This is a genomic window from Priestia sp. JSM ZJ58 (assembly GCF_044383985.1).
GTDB lineage: Bacteria > Bacillota > Bacilli > Bacillales > Bacillaceae_H > Priestia > Priestia zanthoxyli.
This window is the reverse complement of the sequence record NZ_JBISEM010000001.1, coordinates 1992734-2010162: the sequence shown is the minus strand read 5'-3', so window position 1 is coordinate 2010162 and position 17429 is coordinate 1992734. Positions and strand designations below refer to the sequence as shown.

At 36.2% G+C, this 17429-nt stretch carries 18 protein-coding genes and 2 pseudogenes; 4 read left to right on the top strand and 16 right to left on the bottom strand.

Annotation, left to right across the window (positions count from 1 at the left end):
• The first annotated feature begins 98 nt into the window (after window positions 1-98).
• The gene (locus ACH6EI_RS10720) at window positions 99-1055 is read left to right on the top strand and encodes a patatin-like phospholipase family protein (RefSeq protein ID WP_098999534.1); all 957 of its coding nucleotides are present in this window, start codon (window positions 99-101) and stop codon (window positions 1053-1055) included.
• Between the two features lie 178 nt (window positions 1056-1233).
• Here ACH6EI_RS10720 and ACH6EI_RS10715 read toward each other — a convergent pair whose 3' ends face one another.
• The 4 genes from ACH6EI_RS10715 to ACH6EI_RS10700 form a co-directional block, all read right to left on the bottom strand.
• Window positions 1234-2946 carry a TcaA NTF2-like domain-containing protein gene (locus ACH6EI_RS10715; RefSeq protein WP_098999533.1) on the bottom strand — a complete coding sequence of 571 codons (1713 nt, stop codon included), beginning with the start codon at window positions 2944-2946 and terminating at the stop codon, window positions 1234-1236.
• 79 nt (window positions 2947-3025) lie between these two features.
• Complete coding sequence (locus tag ACH6EI_RS10710) at window positions 3026-3934, bottom strand: phosphotransferase (RefSeq protein ID WP_098999532.1); 909 nt, start codon at window positions 3932-3934, stop codon at window positions 3026-3028.
• 175 nt (window positions 3935-4109) lie between these two features.
• Window positions 4110-4616 (bottom strand): hypothetical protein, encoded by a 507-nt coding sequence (locus tag ACH6EI_RS10705; protein WP_170836809.1) that lies wholly within the window; start codon window positions 4614-4616, stop codon window positions 4110-4112.
• A gap of 51 nt (window positions 4617-4667) precedes the next feature.
• Window positions 4668-5597, bottom strand: a complete 930-nt coding sequence (locus ACH6EI_RS10700) for an ADP-ribosylglycohydrolase family protein (protein ID WP_099331093.1) — start codon at window positions 5595-5597, stop codon at window positions 4668-4670.
• A 149-nt stretch (window positions 5598-5746) separates the two neighbouring features.
• Here ACH6EI_RS10700 and ACH6EI_RS10695 point away from each other — a divergent pair, with 149 nt between their 5' ends.
• Genes ACH6EI_RS10695 through ACH6EI_RS10685 form a run of 3 tightly spaced genes read left to right on the top strand, consistent with a single transcriptional unit; the run spans window position 5747 to window position 6832 of the window.
• Window positions 5747-6259 carry a DinB family protein gene (locus tag ACH6EI_RS10695; protein ID WP_394530328.1) on the top strand — a complete coding sequence of 171 codons (513 nt, stop codon included), beginning with the start codon at window positions 5747-5749 and terminating at the stop codon, window positions 6257-6259.
• Window positions 6260-6281: 22 nt separating this feature from the next.
• Window positions 6282-6614, top strand: a complete 333-nt coding sequence (locus tag ACH6EI_RS10690; RefSeq protein WP_366918758.1) for a DUF6434 domain-containing protein — start codon at window positions 6282-6284, stop codon at window positions 6612-6614.
• Between the two features lie 17 nt (window positions 6615-6631).
• Window positions 6632-6832, top strand: a complete 201-nt coding sequence (locus tag ACH6EI_RS10685; RefSeq protein WP_265589653.1) for a hypothetical protein — start codon at window positions 6632-6634, stop codon at window positions 6830-6832.
• A gap of 114 nt (window positions 6833-6946) precedes the next feature.
• On the opposite strand, the gene ACH6EI_RS10680 is transcribed toward ACH6EI_RS10685, so the two are convergent.
• The 12 genes and pseudogenes from ACH6EI_RS10680 to ACH6EI_RS10625 all read right to left on the bottom strand — a co-directional run bounded on the left by ACH6EI_RS10680 (window position 6947) and on the right by ACH6EI_RS10625 (window position 17062).
• Complete coding sequence (locus ACH6EI_RS10680; protein WP_098999529.1) at window positions 6947-8449, bottom strand: malate:quinone oxidoreductase; 1503 nt, start codon at window positions 8447-8449, stop codon at window positions 6947-6949.
• 810 nt (window positions 8450-9259) lie between these two features.
• Window positions 9260-9775 carry a SecY-interacting protein Syd gene (locus ACH6EI_RS10675; protein ID WP_176551726.1) on the bottom strand — a complete coding sequence of 172 codons (516 nt, stop codon included), beginning with the start codon at window positions 9773-9775 and terminating at the stop codon, window positions 9260-9262.
• 87 nt (window positions 9776-9862) lie between these two features.
• Window positions 9863-10245 (bottom strand): annotated as a pseudogene (locus tag ACH6EI_RS10670) (SMI1/KNR4 family protein).
• Between the two features lie 189 nt (window positions 10246-10434).
• Window positions 10435-10857, bottom strand: a complete 423-nt coding sequence (locus ACH6EI_RS10665; RefSeq protein WP_260506539.1) for an SMI1/KNR4 family protein — start codon at window positions 10855-10857, stop codon at window positions 10435-10437.
• A gap of 290 nt (window positions 10858-11147) precedes the next feature.
• On the bottom strand, window positions 11148-11594 hold the full coding sequence (locus ACH6EI_RS10660; protein ID WP_098999526.1) for a hypothetical protein: 447 nt from the start codon (window positions 11592-11594) through the stop codon (window positions 11148-11150).
• Between the two features lie 394 nt (window positions 11595-11988).
• Window positions 11989-12390, bottom strand: a complete 402-nt coding sequence (gene cdiI / locus ACH6EI_RS10655; protein ID WP_098999525.1) for a ribonuclease toxin immunity protein CdiI — start codon at window positions 12388-12390, stop codon at window positions 11989-11991.
• Between the two features lie 27 nt (window positions 12391-12417).
• Entirely contained in the window at window positions 12418-12810 is a 393-nt protein-coding gene (locus tag ACH6EI_RS10650) for an immunity 50 family protein (RefSeq protein WP_098999524.1), read from the bottom strand.
• A 126-nt stretch (window positions 12811-12936) separates the two neighbouring features.
• Window positions 12937-13404 (bottom strand): annotated as a pseudogene (locus ACH6EI_RS10645) (DUF6985 domain-containing protein).
• A gap of 898 nt (window positions 13405-14302) precedes the next feature.
• Window positions 14303-14560 (bottom strand): Imm48 family immunity protein, encoded by a 258-nt coding sequence (gene imm48, locus ACH6EI_RS10640; RefSeq protein WP_108674781.1) that lies wholly within the window; start codon window positions 14558-14560, stop codon window positions 14303-14305.
• Between the two features lie 373 nt (window positions 14561-14933).
• Window positions 14934-15413: an Imm30 family immunity protein gene (locus ACH6EI_RS10635; RefSeq protein WP_098999522.1), complete on the bottom strand. Its 480-nt coding sequence runs from the start codon at window positions 15411-15413 to the stop codon at window positions 14934-14936.
• Between the two features lie 410 nt (window positions 15414-15823).
• Window positions 15824-16213, bottom strand: coding sequence for a hypothetical protein (locus ACH6EI_RS10630; protein WP_098113107.1), 390 nt, complete (start codon window positions 16211-16213; stop codon window positions 15824-15826).
• 381 nt (window positions 16214-16594) lie between these two features.
• The gene (locus ACH6EI_RS10625) at window positions 16595-17062 is read right to left on the bottom strand and encodes a DUF6985 domain-containing protein (RefSeq protein WP_098999521.1); all 468 of its coding nucleotides are present in this window, start codon (window positions 17060-17062) and stop codon (window positions 16595-16597) included.
• Window positions 17063-17429 lie beyond the last annotated feature (367 nt).

Here is a 17429-nt window from a genome sequence, read left to right as displayed (position 1 = left end):
TAAAGGAGGGGTAAAAGAGATACTCATACCTCTGCAACACATCAAATAAACATATACAGAATGATACCTCTGATGGGATTCGAAAGGAGAAATCACCTTTGACAAAATATCGGATTATGACCTTTGATGGAGGCGGCACTTTAGGTGCTTTAAGTTTACAACTTTTGAATAGATTGGCTTATCAAAACCCTAAGTTAATTAGTGAAACCAATGTTTTTTCAGGAAATTCGATTGGTTCATTTACTGCTCTTGCGTTAGCAAGCGGAAGATCACCAGAAGAAACGTTTGATTTTTTTAAAGATCAAATCTTACCGGCATTCAGCGTTTCCCGACCGGGCGGACCTGTTTTTAACCAACAAGTACCCTATTCTGGTTTTATTAAAGCCATACGAACATTTTTCCCCCGAGACCTTCGCCTTAGAGACTTAAAGAAACGAATTGTTGTGCCATCCTTTCACTTATTTTCACCGGAGCTGAATCGTTGGAATCCTGTGTTATTTCATAATTTTCCTGGTTCTCCCTATCTTAATGAAAAAGCAAGTGACGTAATACTTAGGAGCAGCGCTGCACCTGCAACGCAAAGAGCTTATCAAAACTATGTGGATGGGTATACAGTAGCAACTAACACCAGTACAGCTAGTATCGCGTTTGCAGTCGGAAAAGCAAAGCAGCCGTTAGATCAAATTGCCGTATTATCTATTGGAACAGGTGAACAGCCAACTCAATTAAGAAGAGATACAAAGGGATGGGGAATGGTGAGTGCCGATAACATACGCCCCGAAGATATAGAGGACCTTCCGCCGAATTGGGGGGTGCTTTTAGACCGATCTCCAAATGAACCGTTGCTGCCGTTTCTTCAGATTATCTCTGGTGGATCGAGCTACTATGAATCAATGGTTAGCTCTGAACTTTTAGGCGATCAGTTTTTCAGGTTGAATCCACGGATTCCTAATTTCTCTAAAACAGATCCTTCGGTGGTGCCCGCTCTTATTTCAATTGCTAATAAAACAAATTTACGGCCTGCATTTCATTTCATTGAAAAAAACTGGAATTAATATGACTGTACTTTAGACTAATTTCTTGCTTCTATATGGAAAGATTTAAAAGTTTATATAACAAGATATCCACGCTGGCAGCGTAGAAATCACCCTAACCTCAATCACACCACCCAACCACAACAACCGCTAGCCCCCAAAAGGAACTAGCGGTTGTTCATAATCTCTCAGAAACCGTTCACTCTTCCACCGGCTTCTGTTCATCTGTTAGTGTATCAATTTTAGTAATTTGAAGTTTGTCTTTGCCAGCAGCTTTCACATGATAAATTCGTTCTTTTTTAAACTGCGTGCTTGCATCATATGAGTCGGTGAACGTGTACACTTCGTTTGTATAAATGTCGTAGGTTCCGTCATCATGTGACTCTGTTTTTGTCACAAGAAACTGATCGTTAGCAAACGATACGTTTTTTCCAGCGAGGGATGTAATATAGCTTTTTAACTGTTTATACACTGGCTGATTCGAGTCAATATAAGGCGCCATCCCACTAAAGTCTCCACTGTTTAAACTTGAAAAGTAAGCGGCTTTATAGGAAATAAAAAAGTTTTCAAGATCCGTTTTGCTTACGTCAGCTGGCTTAGGTTCTTCATTTTTTAACGGCTTGGTGTTGGCCGTAGCTTGTACGTCTGCGTCTGTTTCTGCCGTTTGATTGTCACGATTCATATATACAATCGCCAGTAATAAGACAAGGACGATAGCGCCTCCTATTAAAATAGGAAAAGTGCGCCGTGATGATTGCTGCTTTTTGAGCACGGGAAAGTCTGCGTAGGCTGGCAGCGTAACAGGTTCTATATCTACCTTTAACCGAGCTAATGGCTTTGGTATTTCCATGCTTTTTACACTCTCAAGCGGCTGAAGTGCTAAAAATTCTTCATATGTAACCATAAATTCATTTACTGCTATTCCTTTATACATGCCGTAAATTCGATTCCACAGTTCTCGACACCGAGTATCCTTTATATCTTCACTCAGTTCGTTAAAAAATGGTCGTGATTTTTTAATAAAAGCCGCTAACCACGTTTGATGAACGTCGACTTTGTGGACTGCATGTAGGTCGTTAAGTGATCTCTTTAACTTGGCGTGTTCATTTGCATCGTTTTGGCTAATGACTTCCATACTGCGTTGCGTTTCTCCCAGCACAGTAGAAAGACTCTTACTCATTTTTTCTTGTAGCGCATCAAACTGACTGCGAACATCAGGCCAGTGAAGTTCGAGTAATTGTTTTTGTGCAGTCGTGGCTTTTCGAATGCTTTCATTTAGCTTATGCTGCTTTGTGCGAAAGGCGGTCGCTTTTGGTTTGGTCACTAATTTGGTTTTGCTTAGCTGATGCCACTCTTGCTTTAAGCTCTTGTCTTCTTCGAGTACTGTGGCGGTCGCTTGTTTTACATGTTCATGCTTTTTTTGAAAGTCAACGAACGCGGGCAAATACGTATTCCAGTTTTCCTTCATTTCTTTTAACGATGACGCGTTAGCATGTTTTTCTGTTAGTTGAAAAAAGTCGTTTCTAAACGCTACCATATCCGCTTCAGAAAAAAGTTCTTTTCCGAAAAGCTCTGTCATATTCCTATGTATGCTTGTTAACTGTTCAATCTGTCTCGTATTGCTTTGACGCTTGTTTATGTACTCCGGATAGTCGCTTGAAAGAAACGTCATCATTGTATATTCACTGTTGTTCATGTTGTACTCTGTCCGTTCTTTTTCCAGTTCGTCATACACTTTCTGCAGATGACGTTCTACTATGGAGAGAAATTTTTCTTTATCCATCCCTTCTACTTCCTCTTTTAGCATGTTTAAAGAATCCGTTTCTCCAATAAGAAATTCCTTTTCTTTATATAGCTGTATCCATGCTTCTAGCAGCTGCGCTGCTGATTCATTCCAGTGGCTTGTATTCATCGTTTGCTTCACCTGTTGTTTTTATTTTTATCCTTTTTTAACTATACAGGAATTTAACAGAAATTCTATTACAGTTTTATTACTCTTGAAAAATCAGGTTCAAGCTTTCTAGAGCCGCTTCTAGCGTTTGTTTGTCTCCTTGATCGTAGCTGTGTGCCACAAGTACTACGGTTGTAAATACGGCTTTCCATTTTGCCAGCCTGTGCGTTTCTTCATCTACTTTTCCGTATTCTTTAAAAAAACGTGCTCTTCCTTTAGGAGGTAAAAAGCTGTAGGCAATCGCTATGTCAACTGCCGGGTGACCAATATGAACATCTCCCCAGTCAATAATGCCTGAAACCATATTGGTTTGATCAACAATCATGTTTTTAATATGAAGATCTCCGTGAACTAGTACGCTTTTTTCTTGATAGTGAATTTCTTGTATGTCATTTACATAGTCTTCGAGAATCTCTTGTTTTGAATAAAGACTACGCTCTTTCATTTGCTTGACATATTTCTCTAGCGCCGGCTTTCGTTTCATCGTATCAAGTCGATTCAACTCATCAAATGGCACGCCGAGCTCTTGGGCTTTTAAATGAGGATAGTGATGCAGCGTACGAAGAAATCTTGCTAGTACAGAAGCAGATTTTATGCGCTCTTCTTCTGTTAATCTCGCAGGCGAAGTTCCTTGCACGTAGTGATAGCCCGTAAACGGCCAAGGATAGCCTGCATTCGGCTTACCGAAAAAAATGGGCTCTGCAATCGATAGAGGCAATTGAGAAGCAAGACTTGGTAAAAGCTGATTTTCTGTTTTTAATAGTCCTACTGCGAGTTCTCTTCTTGGAAACCGAAACACAAAGCGGTCGTTTACTTGATAAACCGTATTGTCAAAGCCGTAGCCAAGCAGTGAAACTTTAGCGGGCGCAAGTTCTGGAAACTGCGTCTCGATTAGCGTTTTGGAAAGCGCTGCTGATACGATTTGTTCTGCATCCCATGCATTTGGCACTGTGATCACCTTTCTTTAACATGAAGTTTGTATGTAAAGTATACTATAAATAATTTTGACCATAAAAACCCTCTGACGCAAAGCCAGAGGGTTTCAGTGAGTATATAAATAAGATAGAATGCCTTAGAACGGCACACTACGCCTCTAAGTTAGTAGCCTACGGTACGTTTACTACTTAATACGTACACCAAAATACCTCATTGGCTGTTTCTTCAACATGCTCCATCTTAATAAAGTTCAATAAAAGATCCGTTTGGTCATTTCCTGTATACTCATCTTGATCAACATTATAAAATTGAATAAGCTCGACCTTGTACATACCGTTTTTAATATCAATTCTATACTTAGAACAGTTTTGATCAGGCACAGACTGATCTTCAAACTGGGCGGCCATCGTAAGGCAGTCATAATCTACGAGATAAAGCTGATGATTGGTTACATTTATATAACCTGTTGCTTTTCTAAAGTATGTACCTATATCCGACTCTGTTCCAATCTTCACTTCTACGTTCCAGGAGTGTTCAATTCCTTCTTCTGTCATTTGACATACTAGGATATTTCTCTTTTTCATTTCACTGCCAAAATGGTTCAAAAGCTGATCTAGCTCCCAATCCTCATCGACAAATGATTGATATTCTTTTGCATTGGCCACTCCGATAAAATTGGTATCGCCAAAATCCATAGAAAATTTCATTTTATCTCCTCTGCTCTTTAAAGTAATTTTTATTATCCATTAACATATATCCGCAAACTTCTTACACGCTTTCTCTAACTCTTCTTTTTTAGCAAGCTGACAAATCCACTCTTTAGGAATGCCATCCAGCTCATAATATACTCCTGCCATAGTACCCGTAATAAAGCCTATTGTGTCCGTGTCTTCTCCTAAATTCACAGCAGTAAGTACAGCTTCTTCGTAGTCATCACTTTGCAGAAAAGACCAAAGCGATGCTTCTAGCGAGCTGACGACGTATCCGGTTGACCCGATTTCATTTCTCGCTGCGTTCGGCAAGCTTAGGTTTAACACTCGTTCATACGCAGAAAACTCTGCTTCATACTCCGTACCTGTTAACTGCTTTTGACAGAGATTTACCGCGTTTTCATATGCTTCAAAAGGCTCGTTGCCGTCAAGAAGACGAATAAGCAGCTCCACGTATATAATGCAACCAAGCGTAGAGCGCACATGGCGGTGCGTGACGTGAGCAATTCTTTCTATTTCTTCTTTTCTTTTTGTAAAGCTAGGTTCATCACATAGTGTAAACGCAAGCGGAGCAATACGCATAAGCGCTCCGTTTCCGTTGTCATACTCACCTTTTCCTCCCCACTCTTCTTTAGGAAGCCCGCTTTTATAGCGGCGAATCGCTTCGCTTGTTGCGATGCCAATATCAAACATTTCTCCGTACGGCGTCCAGTAGCCATTCGACCAATAGTTCGCAAACTTTTGCATCAAATCATATTCATCTTGTTTGTCTATTAAATTATCAATCAAGCACATCGTTAAAGACGTATCATCGGACCACGTTCCTTTAGGCTGGTTGTATGTACCGTAGCCGGTCATAGTTGTAATTCGAAATGAATCGCGCTTTTTAAACTCAACTGGAACGCCTAAAGCGTCTCCGACAGCTCCTCCTAGAATCGTAGAAAGGACTTTTTTATGTAGCGTCATGTGATCAACTCCTTTCTATTATTGTAATTGTTTGATTTTGGAATTTGCAAGAGATCTCTTGCCTAGACGTTTTTTCTTCTTTTTACAAAGGAATTTACAAGCCTTAATCTAATTTAGTAAGAGGTAAAAAAACATGTGAGGTGTGGTAGATGATTCATTTTTTTGAATATAATTGGCAAGTGAGAGATGAATGGTTTAGCTGGTGTTATCAACTTTCTAGAGAAGAACTGTTGAAGAAGCGGACTGGAGGAACGGGCAGCATTTTACAAACTCTGTTTCATATTATTGATGTGGAAGACAGTTGGATACGCGCCATCCAAGGTAAACCAGATATCGTTCTTTCTTTTGAAGAACACGATACGCTCGAAAAGCTTCAAGCACTCTCTTCCGCACATAGACCCGAAATTGCCGACTTTCTAAGTCATTTGAATTTTTCCAACAAAAGGTACGTAACAGTCCCTTGGGATTCTACTTCTTACACGGAAGCTGACATTTTGCATCACATCATCATTCATGAAATCCATCACATCGGCCAGCTTTCTATTTGGGCAAGAGAAGTGAATAAACGGCCTATTTCTTCTCACTATGTAGGAAGAAACATAAAAGACATTCCTTCGTACTTCTCTAAAAACAATCGATCAATAAGAACAAACGTTCTATAACGAATATATGGAGGTGAAAACAATGAGACCTGAACTTACAAAAGACTTTACCGATTTATATTGGCTTAAAACCGAGTTGCAGCAACTTTGCCGTGAAAACAACATGAGCCCGTCTGGATCTAAAATGGAACTTTCAAAAAGAATTGAAGTGTTTTTAACAACCGGTGACACTCAACAATCAAAATTACCTTCTAAAAGACGCTCATTCTCTAAAACGAAAGCGCCGCTAACATTAGATACCGTCATTGGGGAAAATCACCGCTGCAGTCAAGAAGTACGGGCTTTTTTAAAGAAGCCATTCATCCCACGTTTCATTTTTCCACGTATATTCAAAACTACTTTAAAGAAAATGTAGGGAAAACCTATCGAGATGTGGCAGAAGCGTGGTATGAGGAAAAAGAACGAAAAAAGCAGCCTTCTTATCAAAAAGAAATTGCGCCTCAGTTTGAGTACAACCGCTTTATTCGCGATTTTTTTAACGATTCGAAAAACAATGGAAAAAGCCGCGATGATGCAATTGCGGCATGGAAGCATTTGAAACTTCAGCCTGGAAGCAATCAATACCGCTCTTAAATCAAACTCTACATATAAAGACCATTAAAACACCACCTCAAGAAAAGGTGGTGTTTGTGCACGCCTGTAGATTTCTTCACATACACATGTACTGTTTGTTGCGGCGTAAAATGTTTAGCTATAAACAGACTCTTTTTTAATTAAACCAAGCGTCTGTGAAGTAGACGCATGAATTTCGTTAAAGAAGTCTGGATGATCAACTAACGACATGCCATAGGAAGGAATCATTTCTTTTATTTTTGGCTCCCACTTGTTCATGTTTTCTGGGAAGCATTTTTCCAATACTTCAAGCATAACGTGAACCGCCGTTGATGCACCAGGCGAAGCGCCAAGAAGTGCAGCAACAGAACCATCACCGGCACTTACAACTTCTGTACCAAACTGAAGCGTTCCTTTTCCTCCGGCTTCCGTGTCTTTGATTACCTGCACACGCTGGCCTGCTACAACGATATCCCAGTCTTCGCTTTTCGCGTTCGGGATAAACTCACGCAGTTCTTCGACACGTTTTTCATTTGATAACAGCACTTGCTGAATTAAATATTTTGTTAACGCCATTTCTTTGACGCCTGCTGCTAGCATGGTTAAAATATTATTCGGCTTTACAGAACTGATTAAGTCCAGGTTTGAACCTGTTTTTAAGAACTTCGGTGAAAAGCCGGCAAACGGACCAAACAACAGCGTCTTTTTGTTGTCAATATAGCGTGTATCAAGGTGCGGAACTGACATTGGCGGAGCTCCGACTTTGGCTTTTCCGTATACTTTCCCGTGGTGCTGCGCAATCACTTCAGGGTTATTGCATACCATAAATAATCCGCTTACCGGGAAGCCTCCAATATGCTTGGATTCAGGAATACCTGTTTTTTGAAGTAAAGGCAAGCTTCCGCCTCCACCACCGATAAAGATGAACTTTGCCGTGTGGTACTCAACTTTGCCGCTGTCTACATCTGCGACTTTTACTTCCCACATACCGTCACTTTTACGTTTAATATCTTTTACACTTCGTTTGTAATGAACGTGAACCCCTTTATTCTTCAGATGATCAAACAACATGCGTGTTAAAGCACCGAAGTTTACGTCTGTCCCCGAATCAATTTTAGTTGCGGCAATTGGTTCATTTGACGTGCGCCCCTTCATGATTAGCGGAATCCATTCTTTTAGTTTGTCAGGACTGTCGGAATACTCCATTCCTTGAAACAACGGATTGTTTGACAGCGCTTCAAAACGCTTTTTCAGAAACGATACATTTTTTTCCCCTTGTACCAAACTCATATGCGGAATTGGCATGATAAAATCTTGCGGATTGCGAATCAACTTGCTGCTTACCAGATAAGACCAAAACTGTCTTGATAGCTGAAACTGCTCGTTAATTCGGATCGCTTTTGTTATATCTATAGATCCATCAGCTTTTTCTGATGTATAGTTTAGTTCGCACAGCGCAGAATGGCCCGTCCCTGCATTATTCCATTCGTTCGAGCTTTCTTCCCCTGCGTCTGCGAGTTTTTCAAATACTTTAATGTCCCATTCAGGTGCTAACTCTTTGAGTAATGATCCCAAAGTTGCGCTCATGACTCCGGCACCAATTAAGATAACGTCTGTTTTTTTCTGTACGTTGCTCATTATAACCTTCCTCATCCCCTATATTTGTAAAAAGATGTAGGCGCTCCTGCTTACGTAGTAAAAAAATTCAGGTGCGACCTAAGAACACACCTTTTTCTGTCTCACTTATAACTATATCACAGTATAATTGTCTGATGATTATAAACTATTCAAAAATGATAAAAAAGTGAGAAAATCGCCCACAAATTCCAAAAAACTTATTAAATTCCGTCTGCATTTTCTTTTATTAGTAAACTTTTATACCTACTTCTAAGTGGCAAAGCATCGATCAATAAAATAACAAACTATTCCAAAAATTCAGCTTAAAAACCAAAATAACTGCCTTGAAAGTTTCACCTACTATAACTATACTCATTTGAAAGAACAAACAGCACTATAATTAGAAATGCCTTCATTCTTTTGACTAGTTATACGTAGATGTATTCATATATGTATAGAGCACCAGCTTATCCAGGTGCATTTTTAGAAAAATAAGTATATATTGCAATGGCTAATTTCCAGCCCATATTGCAAGTTACAATATCTATGTCATATAACATACCATGAAATAAGTGAATAAGTAAATGATTATTCAGAAATTTATGTTATAAAACCTAACATGTATGTTGACTTTTACATAGACTATATTTGAATATTTAAAAGAAAACCCTCCAAATTTGGACGAGTGACATATTGTTATACGCTCGAGCATTTTTTCGATGAAGCATTTCCACAAAAATACCCCTTGGAGACTTTAGCAAATCAACGTGCACTTACAAAAAGCTTTTCAATCATGTAATTTACTTAAAAAATCCATAAAAGTATCTTTTGTTATCTTTGTAAACGCAGGCTAGAAATTAAATCTTCTAAGGAGTTTGCAATTTCTTTAAAGCAACCTCGTTCAAAATCTTCTAATTCTACTCTGCCGCTGAGGTTATCAATCACAACTACCAAACCATTGCCTTCTATACCTATAGGAACCTTATCAAGCTTATCGCGATTTTTTTTATATCCCTTTAAGTTCCTTTCAAACGTATCCAATTCAATATTTGGTAATACAGCTTCTAACGTGATGTAATGGCTATCCAGAAAACCATCTAACTCCGCAAACCAGTAGGAATTAAAATAGCAGTCAATTGAAGAATGAAATTCAATATGAAACCTTTCTTCAAGTGGTTTTATATCGCTATGATTATTTTTTTGAACAGGGTTCCATAAAATTTCTTCGTCTTCATCCACTTCCCCTTGATAAATCATTGATTGAACATTTTCGTTGTAGGATGTTTTAAATAGGAAATCCAAACCTTTTTCAAAATATTCTCTTCTTACCTTAAAATAGTTGCTCATAGCATCTTTCATTACCAATAACATCACCTTCACTTAAGACTTTTTCTAATCGTTCAGCATATGTTAGTTCTGTTTCTTCACGCCCTGTTATCTCGGATGAATTAATTCGTTTAAAAAATCCTTAAAACTATGGGCTACTTTATATGTATTTTCTTCTTCACGAGATTGGGGGAAAGAAAGAGAGTGGTCCCAGTAATACACACCGTGCCTTTCCGTATCAGTAATAAGTACAATAAGTCCCGAACCAGGATCATCTCCTATTACCAAGTTACACCTATCCCATACAAAACATCTAAAGGAATTTCTTGCTTTAATTCTTCAACAAAAAATTTACTATATCTTACTTTCGAAGTTCCTCCGTTATATTCACCTAAAAATTTTTTATAATCTTCGGGAAGTAAAAACCCCAAAAGTTCTTCTAATTTGCCAATTGATTCTTCCGTTGCTTGACCAAAAGCATTTACATTCATTTGATAACTATCTGGCAAGTTTACGTTGATCGTATCTTCTCTCTTTTTTATTTCATCAATACTGACTCCATCAGTCAAAAAGACAGAATCATTATATTCGTTTGTAACCTCTATGTTTTTTTCTTTTTTCATGTTACTTCTCCTTTCGTGTCACCTGTTACAACCGTTCTTTTTTTATATGTAAAATGATCAGTCCTCATATAAACAATTAAGAAAATCGTTGAAGCTATTTGACAAAAAATATATATTTTCCATTTCTTCAGTTTCCTCACCATGAGCCCAATGATAGACTTGTCCGAAATACTGGTTGCTGATCCCAATACATATTTGATTCCCGCTTGGGTCATCTGCTATTGGCATAAACCCCGCTTCTACAATCTCGTCGAAAAGATCAAACTTTTTCTCTAAATTGTCATACATGGTTCCAATTCCATAAAAAATGTTTACTATACTTTCACCCAGCTTTTCAGATATCTTATAAACACTTGGATTTGGATAACCACCGTTATATTCCAGTAAAAAATCTCTATACTCTCTTGGAATTGTAATAGAATGACTATGCTCAAATCGTTCTAAATCTTCAATGGATAAACTTTCATGCATTCTTTCCATTTTCACTAAAACTCACTCCTTATTGATTAGCTTCTTCACCATTTCATTGCTATTTCTACTATATAGATAGTTTAAAATAACATTTACTAATAGGTAACTGAACGTTTAAAGGACAACGTTTTTAACCTTGTCCTTTGATTACTGATTTATTTTATTAAACTAGTAATTTAGAAAAACCGGAGCCTTAAAACCAGCACTAACAGTTTTTCAACAATAGCTTGATTTGCTGAGTTTGAGTAGCATTCACCCATTGTGGTTTCAGGCTTTAGTACACTTCACACTTCTTATGGCTAAGTGATGGATTCCATTTTTTCCTCAATCCAATTCATAGCTATTTCTGCATCTTCTTGAGAAATGACTCTTTTTTGGCTTTTATACTTATATGTTTCATAAGCCCAAACCAATATGATTTTAACAAACTCAACTGTTTCTAATTTACATACTGGTTCAACCTCATCTTCCTCTTCGTCGTAAAATGGATCTTCAATGATAGTGAAATCTTTATAGGCTACTATGCTAGAAGCATTTCCTCCGTGTTTATAGTGAGGTATGTTCCCTTTTAATAAATCAATAAAATGTTCAATATCATTTTTTAACTCGCTTAACCTCCAAGGTATATCAGATCCTAAAGGATCATTTATCATATTAGCAAATTCTAGAGACTTTTCTTCATCAAAATCCATTACCACCACATTAAATTCCTCTATATACTTAAATCTATAGTTATATTTAATCATCGCTACCTTTCCATCCACCTCAATGTTTGTACGATTATTCATACCTTTATTAACCCAATCAATAACCCATAAAAGCTGTAGACCAAATTACCGTTTTCATCACCATGACTCTATTTTGTTTTAACAGCTTCTTTTATTTGCTCAACTACTTCATAGAGCCACTGAAGTGGTTCTAATCCAAGAGCAGGAAAGTACACATCAAGCCAATTTTTCTCCTCCTTTGGGGGATACAAGAAACAGGGATATTGAGTGGTTTTATAATATAAGCTCCGCAACTCATTTTTTCTATCGTTAGCATAATTTATCACGAAACAACTTATTATTTTAAAGTTACAAAGCAAGAATAAAAATTCCTCCCTCTGCTTATAATGGCCCGTAAAAAAGCCTTTTCGAATTATTCTAAAGGGCTGTTACTATGATTATATTTGTCTTTTATTTGCAATAATAATTCTTTAATAATCTTTTCCTTTTCAAGGTGTTTCCTTATGTAAAATTCACATGCAGCACTGATATACGGATACAACTCCTCATCATTCACAATATCATAGTCTTCATCACCATTTCCTGAATAAAATAAAACGTGATGTTGTCCAAAATACCCATCATCATCTTGTTCATATTCATCGGAATAAATTACTCCACTATACTCCCGACGCTCTCCTTCTTTATTTTTAAAATCTTCTAAGCGTTGTAAAAAATCATGTCCATTTACATATCTATTCAAAACATCAATAACTGCTTCTTTATTCAAGTTATTCTGTTTCATAACCTCAATAAATTCTTCATATACATTCATACCAATCCACCCACTCTACCATCGTTCTTATGGTGTACCTATTAAACCAGGATTTATTTTCTCAACCCTTGCCCAGTCAAATAAACACGCAATAGACATTTTATTACTACACTGAATTTTTATAGATCCCTCTTCCCCAATGTCTTCCATTGCGAACTGTTTTATTTCATTCATAGTTCCAAATGAATTGATTTCTAAGTCTCTTACACCAAAAAACGACATCTCAACATATACTATGTCCCATTCATTCCATCGTTTAGGCTTATTTTTGACCATCTCTTTAGTAGATAATTCAATGAATAGTGTTGGACCATCTCTTTTTATTTGGACATTTAATAATTCAGAACCATTAAACGTTAGCATCCTTCCAAAAATGCCAGTAATGGCTTGAGCATTCATTATCCTACTTGAATTAATCATGCATACACTCCTTTAAGTCACAAAAGGATACTATTGTGTTGTTTTTGTTTTGGATGTATCAAATTTTTAATGTTGCATCAAAGCTTGATTTAATAACCTTATCATCTATACTTTCAAGAGCCTACTTTAGATGGCAACATCTTGATAACCTACTTCTTCTACTTTTTCATCTATAAGACGAATTCCTAAACCATTTTCCTGATTCCATGAACAATCAAATGAGATTCCTATATCACGTCCATCGCGAAGGAATTCATAGGGAACCGAAATGCCTACTAGTGTTATATGTTCTATTAATTGATCAACGGTTTCAATTAATGGATAGTCTTGGCTAAATGAAACATCTTAACCGAGCTCATGCCTTTTTTGCTTATAGTACTTTAGAATTCGCTGCAATATATTATGTTGGACATTGTTCCAATTATCCATTAACGAGCTGTATGCCACGTATTGACCTTCATCGAAGCTTCCATCATCTTCTCCACCTATTAATAATGCTACCTTCGTATCCTTTCCTAAAAATTTTATAGTTCTATACCCTACCCATTTATACTGGTAGTCAAGTTCTCCAAAAACTTTATCGTTTATTGTCATTTTATAATCCCCCCATTTTTCACAAAAACCCCTGGCATTTCTTTCTGTTGACACAAATTGCGTAGTAACTACCTTATCTGACTCATACTGTGTTAATTTATTTTTCTATTTCTAGTATCAAAGGTTCCAATTTCAAAATATCTTTATTATTTTCATGATTTAACGCTTTTAATTCTTTAATATATAAATTCGTTTTATCTTATATTTATTTCTGTAAAAATAGCTTCTAACAAAACTTCTATTCCTTCATACTCTTCCACCAATTTGTATTCCGTATCTTTCTCCTTTGTTGGAAACAGGATAAAAACGTTCTAATTCTTTTCTTATGAGATATTAAATAATATAAAACGTTGATTCTTGTATACACCTTAGGGAGCCCTTGTTTTTAAAAGCCCACCTAAAAGCACTACCATTTGTTAATATGACAGAGCGTAAATTCTATCGGTATTAGTATCTAACACGAAGTCAACCTTAATATCCTTCGAATAGGGGATTTGCTCAAAGTTGTGGAGCCTGCAAAATACGTTAGAAAAGTCTTTTGACTCAATGGTTATCTCTTTGGCTTGAAGATACATTTGCTTCAATTGTTGTTTTGAACACTTTTTACCCGTAAGTAGAACTTGATGAAAGAAACCGTCAATTTCAATAATCATAATCATCACCACTGTTTGCTCATTAGTCTAAGCTCGGCACCTAGCCTTGGCATATAATAGCCATCTTCACTAAATTTAAAAGCATATCCCATTTTCATTTCCGTCTCATATTTTTATTTTTGATAAAGGGGAAAAAGTTTCACAAGTCCACTACCGAACAGCAAGACTGTACGCCCTTCTCTTTTAATAATGCAGCCTGAAATTTAACTTCAACAAAGCGTACGAACAGCTTTTTACGTTGACTATTATTTCTTGTAACAAAGTTTAGCATTATCAGACTCTAAAGAACACTTTAGTTTTTCATTTGCAACCTGAATCATAGCACCCTGTATCTCAACAGGTGTACTATTTTTTTCATGCCCCAACCCATTAAACATTCCAAAAAGGTACGCACCCAAGATTTGCTTTTCTTGTTCATCATTGCTGTCTATTTTAAAAACCTTATCTATAGTAGTGTTTGTAATACTTATACATTCATTGAGGAAATCTTTATTTTCTTCCAAAAATTTCACTCCTTATCATATAATTTTTATATCTCTTTTAGGATATTCTCCAGTTCATCCACATGGAATATAATCATCTATTAATTATACTTTCTGTAAACATTTCTTCCGTAAACACCGATTGTAAAATAATGAGGTTTCATTTAAATCCCCCTTAGTATCAAAAAGAATGCAGATGATTTATTCTCAAGTTGTATTTCTCCTAGTTTCTCTTAACACCAATTAATCATAACAGCCGTATGATGCTCCTTATGTAAATCTACTCCTACATATAACCCCGCTACCTTAACATCTTCAAGATCTTGCTGCTTTTGTGCTGATGACAGGTCCGATATCAAGTAATATTTTAGTTGCTTTATGTACAGATTCTGTTTTATTGATTTTCATTTAATTTCTCTAAGATTGAATTAACTTTTTCTGAATATACATCTGGATTGTCCTCTCTTATCTCAAGAAGAATTCCTTTAATTATTTGTTTTGTTGAGCTATCTACATCTTCTAACGCGTTAATATAAGATGCTACTAAACCTTCCGAATTTAAAAGTCTCCGATGAATTCTTTCCGCCCAGAATTCTGCATGAGGTAACATTTTAGGAATACCAATAGCCAAGTTGTATAGTCCTTCCTCCGTCCCAGAACGGTCAGCAATATAAAATATCGTTTCAATAAGGTAATCGCCAGCTGATGGCTCAGCAATATCTTCCTCAAAAACTGTACAAAGGTCAGGGATTATATCATTTGTTCCTCTGTGCGATAATTCATTAAGAATATTTTCAAACTCTTCAATGTTATCTCCTTCATTATCTAGAAAACGCATTTTGTATAAAATAGAAATATCCTCTTGAAATTTCATGGTGCTTTTCTCCCTTTCTATCCATTGGTAATTTAACTTGCCAAATATCTTCAAACCATTATGCCCATACTATTTATAGGAATAAATATATTCTTTACCTCTTATGTAAGGTGATGTTTGTTCAAGCATGTGAATGGCTTGTAACTGTTCAACAGGCGTCATTATCTGAAGTCGCATTAGTTTTTCAAGACCTGTTTCCTTTAACAGACACTACTACGATTTATGTTTTCAAAATATGGTGCTTGATCGCTGTGCTTCAATTGCTTTACTATATATTCAGGGGATCGTTACCAGTTTATAAAAGCTAGATTTTTATCATATATCCAAAACTCAGTAGTGAGTTTACAACGCTTTGTCACTTAATTCCCCATTCAGGTGATAGAGTGCCTTTTTAGGTAATGATAAAAAAATTATATACATAAACTACGTTTCACTTCTGCCAATAAATCTATCAGCTCAGTTTTCTCTGGTTTTTTCTCCATTTCCTTATGTACATTTATATCTAAATAATCATAAAATGTTTTAAAATCTAAAAAAGCTATTTGTTCAATTTTAACAGCTGGATACCCCAACTCTATCAAAACATGTTTTTCATCTAGTAGTCTAGGCAGTTGCGCCATATCATATTCATCTAAATCAGACTGAAAAAGAGCAAAGACAATCTCTTGTCCATAACCTTTTCTTTCAGCAAAGCTTTTTAATGCTTTTTCTAGATATTTTCCATTTATGAAATTAAAATAGATTACCATCAATTTATCAATCTCTTCTTTACTTTCATTTACTTGATATTCTCTACTCATTTTCGCCCTCCCGTAACATTATATCTTTAATTAATAATAGGGAATTCTTCTTCATAGGGTGAGACAATCTCCACTATGTCTTCTGGTCATAAATCTTCTTCATTAACAAAAATTGATTCAATAAGGGCTGGACAGGGAACATTCCATTCTAGAATTTCTATATATTCACTTTTCAAAAAAACTTTGAAAAGAGTATATCAAGTTTTTTGTAATCGTTCGTCTTCTTCCTTTACAAATTATCACCATCTTCATTGTGTCTATTCATCACCCAGTAAAATGTCATCTCACCTAAGCTCGTACTCCGTTTTTCTATTTTATCATTACACACAGTACTCCCTGACCGTACAACCATCATGAGTTTTTACTTTTTAACACCCTATTTCAAATTGCAACATCCTGGTAACCTACTTCAGCTACTTTTTCATTTAATAAACGAATCCCTAGCCCATTTTCTATATCCCATGTACAATTAAATGTAAGTCCAATATCCCGACCGTCAAAAGAACCTACATAGGGAACAACTATTCCATCTAAACGTATCATCTCTGCTATTTCATCAGTTGTTTCAACGAATGGATAGTGTTCATTTACTTCAATATCATAACCTAGATCCTGACGCTCTTGTTTGTAGTAGTCTAATATTGATTGCAAAAGGCTTTGTTGTAACTGCTCCCAATTTTGCATAAGTGAAGTATATGCTGCATATTGTCCCTTATCAAACTTGCTATCCTCAGCACCTTTTACCATTAACGCTATCTCAACTTCATGGCCTAAAAAGACAATGCTAGTATCCTTAGACCACACCAAATCATATTCAAGCTCACCAAAAACCGCATCATTTATTTTCATCTTATTTCTCCTTTTTATTTATTAGCAAATCCTCCCGGCTTAAACGCTGCCACATTTATCTCTCCTACTCCACCACTAATTGTGATTTCCACAACGTACTTTAAACGAATAGCAAGTATTAAATTAAAACTCCTTAATGGTATTACTCATGAGCTCTCGATTCTCAAACTAACCATTTTCTTATTGTCTCACCACATTATAAACGAATACCTTCTCATCACATCCAACTTTATAAAAAAACCCTGAAAGGCATTTATCCAATCAAGGTTTAAGAATGAAGAATGGTATTAAGATTTATTGACTAATATACTAGTCACCTAAGTCTATTTTTTCATAATGCTTATCAATTAATTTCACTAAATAATCA

Excerpts from the sequence above, each read along its gene's own strand:
- ACH6EI_RS10630 (WP_098113107.1), bottom strand. The coding sequence starts at position 16,213 with ATGAGTAGAGAATATCAAGTAAATGAAAGTAAAGAAGAGATTGATAAA.
- ACH6EI_RS10650 (WP_098999524.1), bottom strand. The coding sequence starts at position 12,810 with ATGATTAATTCAAGTAGGATAATGAATGCTCAAGCCATTACTGGCATT.
- ACH6EI_RS10635 (WP_098999522.1), bottom strand. The coding sequence starts at position 15,413 with ATGAAATTTCAAGAGGATATTTCTATTTTATACAAAATGCGTTTTCTA.
- ACH6EI_RS10695 (WP_394530328.1), top strand. The coding sequence starts at position 5,747 with ATGATTCATTTTTTTGAATATAATTGGCAAGTGAGAGATGAATGGTTT.
- ACH6EI_RS10660 (WP_098999526.1), bottom strand. The coding sequence starts at position 11,594 with ATGATTAAATATAACTATAGATTTAAGTATATAGAGGAATTTAATGTG.
- ACH6EI_RS10700 (WP_099331093.1), bottom strand. The coding sequence starts at position 5,597 with ATGACGCTACATAAAAAAGTCCTTTCTACGATTCTAGGAGGAGCTGTC.
- ACH6EI_RS10690 (WP_366918758.1), top strand. The coding sequence starts at position 6,282 with ATGAGACCTGAACTTACAAAAGACTTTACCGATTTATATTGGCTTAAA.
- ACH6EI_RS10625 (WP_098999521.1), bottom strand. The coding sequence starts at position 17,062 with ATGAAAATAAATGATGCGGTTTTTGGTGAGCTTGAATATGATTTGGTG.
- ACH6EI_RS10680 (WP_098999529.1), bottom strand. The coding sequence starts at position 8,449 with ATGAGCAACGTACAGAAAAAAACAGACGTTATCTTAATTGGTGCCGGA.
- cdiI (WP_098999525.1), bottom strand. The coding sequence starts at position 12,390 with ATGAATGTATATGAAGAATTTATTGAGGTTATGAAACAGAATAACTTG.
- ACH6EI_RS10665 (WP_260506539.1), bottom strand. The coding sequence starts at position 10,857 with ATGGAAAGAATGCATGAAAGTTTATCCATTGAAGATTTAGAACGATTT.
- ACH6EI_RS10675 (WP_176551726.1), bottom strand. The coding sequence starts at position 9,775 with ATGAGCAACTATTTTAAGGTAAGAAGAGAATATTTTGAAAAAGGTTTG.
- ACH6EI_RS10715 (WP_098999533.1), bottom strand. The coding sequence starts at position 2,946 with ATGAATACAAGCCACTGGAATGAATCAGCAGCGCAGCTGCTAGAAGCA.
- ACH6EI_RS10705 (WP_170836809.1), bottom strand. The coding sequence starts at position 4,616 with ATGGATTTTGGCGATACCAATTTTATCGGAGTGGCCAATGCAAAAGAA.